3 protein-coding genes are annotated in these 3,832 nt (G+C 76.4%); 1 reads left to right on the forward strand and 2 read right to left on the reverse strand.

Features of this window, described 5'->3' with window-relative positions:
* Together MHY85_RS20445 and MHY85_RS20450 are read right to left on the reverse strand one after the other, a co-directional pair.
* Positions 1–2,349: transglycosylase domain-containing protein (locus MHY85_RS20445; RefSeq protein ID WP_239200178.1), on the reverse strand; the 2,349-nt coding region annotated here is incomplete at its 3' end.
* A 148-nt stretch (positions 2,350–2,497) separates the two neighbouring features.
* On the reverse strand, positions 2,498–3,160 hold the full coding sequence (locus MHY85_RS20450; RefSeq protein ID WP_239200184.1) for a hypothetical protein: 663 nt from the start codon (positions 3,158–3,160) through the stop codon (positions 2,498–2,500).
* Between the two features lie 258 nt (positions 3,161–3,418).
* On the opposite strand from MHY85_RS20450, the gene MHY85_RS20455 reads away from it, so the two are divergent.
* Positions 3,419–3,724 carry a DUF2087 domain-containing protein gene (locus tag MHY85_RS20455; RefSeq protein WP_239200181.1) on the forward strand — a complete coding sequence of 102 codons (306 nt, stop codon included), beginning with the start codon at positions 3,419–3,421 and terminating at the stop codon, positions 3,722–3,724.
* The last annotated feature ends 108 nt before the right edge of the window (positions 3,725–3,832 follow it).

Raw genomic sequence — 3,832 nt, forward strand, 5'->3', positions numbered from 1 at the left:
CCCCGGCACCCCCGCCGGCGGCGCGGCCGGCGGGGGTGCCGGGGCGGGGCCGGCGGAGGGCACGAGCGTGACCGTCGACCCGACCGTCGCCGTCCCGGACGGGCTCTGCCGCAGCACCGTCCCCGCAGCCGCCGGGTCCGGCGCCGCCGGCCCCACGGACACCCGGAACCCCGCCCGCTGCAGCGCCGCCTGCGCGGGACCCAGGTCCCGCCCCACGACCCGGGGCACCGCGACCTGCCGGCCCAGCACCTCGTCCTGCGCGGGCGGCGCGAACCCGGGCACCGCCCGGCCCTCCAGCGCGCGGGTCATGAAGGACTTCCAGATCGGCACGGCCACCGACGACCCGAACACGTTCCGGATGTACCGCCCGTTGATGGTGATCCGCTGCATCGGGACCATCCGGTCGGCGAACCCGACCCACACGGCGGTCGCCCGCAGCGGGGTGTAGCCGACGAACCACGTGTGCTCGTTGTGCGACGTCGTGCCGGTCTTGCCGGCGGACGGGAACGGAGGCGGGTCGGTGGCGGCGGTGCCGCTCCACACGTTCTGCAGCGCGTAGGTGACGGCGTTGGCGACCCGCGGCTCCAGCGCCGCCGGCGTGCAGCCGCCGGGCGGCACCGGCAGCGCCTGCCCGTCGGTGTCGGTGACGGACAGGATCGCCACCGGGACGCAGTACGTGCCGCCGTTCGCGAACGCGGCGAACGCGGCCGCCATCGACAGCGGGGACACCGAGTTCGAGCCGAGCACGTTCGCCGGCAGCGGGTCGAAGGGGCCCTCCCCGGAGGAACCGCCCGCCTTGTGGATGCCGAGCGCGGTGGCGGTGTCGAACACCCCGCAGATGTCGATCTGGGACGCCATGGCGATGTAGCCCGAGTTCACCGAGTTCCGGGTCGCGTCGAGCACCGTCATCACCCCGCCGGACCGCGGCCCCTCGGCGTTGGCGAACCGGTACTCCGTGCGCGGGTCCAGGCGGGTGCAGGACGTGCGGAACTCGCTGAACCGGTAGGAGAACCGGGTCGCGTTCACCCGCTCGGACAGGCTGTGCCCCTCCTTGAGCCACTGGGCCAGCGTGAACGGCTTGAACGTCGACCCCGGCGGGAAGCCGCTGCCGCCGCCGTACGCGAAGTCGGTGCTGTAGTTGACGGCGGTCTCGCGCTCCCCGTGCTCCTCGGTGTTGTTGTACCGGCGGTTCTGCGCCATCGAGGTGATCTTCCCGGTCCCGGGCTCGACCGTGACCAGCGCGGTCGCGACGCCGGACGGGTCGTCGGCCGGCACGCCGCCCTGCACGGCGTCGGCGGCGAGCGCCTGCTCCCGCGGGTCCAGCGTGGTCGTGATGGTCAGCCCGCCGCGGTACAGCCGGTCGACGCGCTCCGCCTCGGTCGCGCCGAACGCGGGGTCGTTCCGGATCACCTTGGTCACGTAGTCGCAGAAGTAGCCGGAACCCGGCACCGTCACCTCCGCCGCCATGCAGCCGACCGGCCGGGTGTCGACGTGCAGGGTGTCGGCGATCGGTGTCGCCAGGCCCGCCGCGAGCTCGTCGGCGCCGAGGTAGCCCTGCTCGTGCATCAGCCGCAGCACGAGGTCGCGACGCTCCTGGGCCGTCCCGGGGTTGCGCACCGGGTCGTAGGCGGTCGGGCTCTGGGTGATCCCGGCGATCGTCGCCGCCTCCAGGTACGACACCTGCGACGCGGGCTTGCTGAAGTAGCGCTGCGCGGCCGCCTCGACCCCGTAGGTGTTCACGCCGAACTGGGCGATGTTCAGGTACGCCTCGAGGATCTGGTCCTTGGTCATCTCCTTCTCGAGCGCGATCGCGAGCTTCGCCTCCCGGAGCTTGCGCGCGTAGCCCTCCGGCCCGTCGGCCTCGCGCGCCGCCGCCGCGCCGGCCGGGTCGCCGGCGCGCACCGCCTGCTCGATCAGGACGTTCTTGATGTACTGCTGGGTCAGCGTGGAGGCGCCCTCGGTGCGGCCGGAGGACTGCAGGTTGCGCACCAGAGCCCGGACCATGCCCTCGGGGTCGATGCCCCCGTGCCGGTAGAACCGCTTGTCCTCGATCGCGACGACCGCCTGCCGCAGCGGCTCGGCGACCGCGGCCAGCGGCACGACCACCCGGTTCTCCGCCCAGAACGTCGCCAGCACGGTGGTGCCGTCCGCCGCGAGGACCGTCGACCGCTCGGACAGGGGCTGCCGCTCGAGCTCCGTCGGCAGGTCCTGGAACGCCTCGACCGCGAGGTCCGTCGTGCCGTCCGCGACGGCGACCGTCGGCAGCACCAGGCCCGCGGTCAGCAGGCCACCGAGCACCGCCGTGAGGACGAACGCCAGCACCAGCGCGACCGCCCTCGTGACGGTCATGCGCCGGGCGGTGCGACCCCCGCCGGGTGCCATGTGCGCCACCGTAGGGCGTCCGGGCGCAGGTCGCGCCCGGGAACCGGGGGAGTCATCCCCGCCGGGTGAGGGTCACGGGGTGCGGGGGCCGTCGCGCCGGCGGCCGGGGCGCCGCCTAGAAGTCGCCGCCGCCGAAGTCGCCGCCCCCGAAGTCGCCGCCGCCGAAGTCGCCCCAGCCCCCGCCGTCGCCGCCCCAGCCGCCGCCGTCCGCGGAGACGTCGCCGCCGTCGTACCCGCCGGCGTCGGCCTCGGTGCCGGCGTCCGCGCCTGGGTCGGCGGCGTCGGCGGCGTCGCCCGAGTCGGACAGGTCGAACAGGCTGTCGGCGATCGCCGTGCCGACGAACGCCCCGGCCACGCTGGCGAGCAGGGAGCCGGCGATCATCCCGCCCATCCCCATGCCGCCGCCCATCCCGACGCCACCCGTCCCCCGCCCGAACGACCGCTCCAGGGTCCCGGGCTGCCGCAGCTCGGCGCGCGTCGCCATCCGGGCGAGCGAGCGCGGGTCGTCGTCGGCGGCGCGCTCGCCGGGCGGGACCTCCGCGGCGAGGCCGTCCAGCACCTGCCGGCGCTGCTCGGGCGTGAGCCGGGCGAACGCCTCGGCGTGCGCCTGCTCGATCGCGTCCGGCGGTGCGGTGCGCAGCAGGTACCGGTACCGCTCGATCGCGACCTGGTCCGGGTCGGCGGGGCGCGGGTCGGCCGGGCGCGGGTCGGCGGGGTACGGGGCGTACGGCTGCGGCCGGCGGGGCTCGCGGCCCAGCAGGCGGTCCAGGAAGCCCATGGTCGTCACCTCTCGTCGTCGGTACCCGGGTCGAACGCCCCGGCCCCCGGCCGGGTTCCCACCCGCCCGGGCGCGCGGTCCCGGGTGCACCGGTCGTCGGTGCCGCGCCGCCCGGGGACAGGATCACCGGCCGGCCCCGCGCGCGCCACCGCGCACGCGCGTCGTGCCCACCCGATCGTCGCGCGCCCGCCCGATCGGTCGGGTCGGCCGGCGACAATCGGGTGGGGACCGGGGCTGCTCGCTGCCTACGCTGCCGGCATGGCACACGACGACGCGCCGGCGGGCGGGCGCCCCGCGGACCCCCGGCGGTTCCTCGTGCGGGGGCGGCTGGAGCACCTCCCGCGCCGCCGCGCCGACCGCGACCTCGTGCTCCGCTGGGTGGCGCAGGGCGTGCTGCCGCTCGAGGAGCCGGTGGGCGAGCGCGCGCTGACCGACCGGCTGGCGGACCTCGCCCGGGACCCGGTCGGTCTGCGGCGCGAGCTGGTCGAGGCCGGACTGGTGACCCGCACCCGCGACGGCGCGGAGTACTGGCGGACCCGGGTGACGGAGTTCGACCCGCTCTGACCGCGCCGCCCCGCCCCGCGCCCCCCGGGACAGCGTGAGGACGACGACGGTGTCACCGGCCGCCCGGTGGGCCGCGAGGATGCCGCCGGCCCCGATCTCCACGTCGTC

The sequence above is a fragment of the Cellulomonas sp. ACRRI genome (genome assembly GCF_022346185.1).
GTDB lineage: Bacteria > Actinomycetota > Actinomycetes > Actinomycetales > Cellulomonadaceae > Cellulomonas.

Coding starts and splice junctions, on each gene's coding strand:
- MHY85_RS20450 (WP_239200184.1), bottom strand. CDS start 3,160: ATGGGCTTCCTGGACCGCCTGCTGGGCCGCGAGCCCCGCCGGCCGCAG.
- MHY85_RS20455 (WP_239200181.1), top strand. CDS start 3,419: ATGGCACACGACGACGCGCCGGCGGGCGGGCGCCCCGCGGACCCCCGG.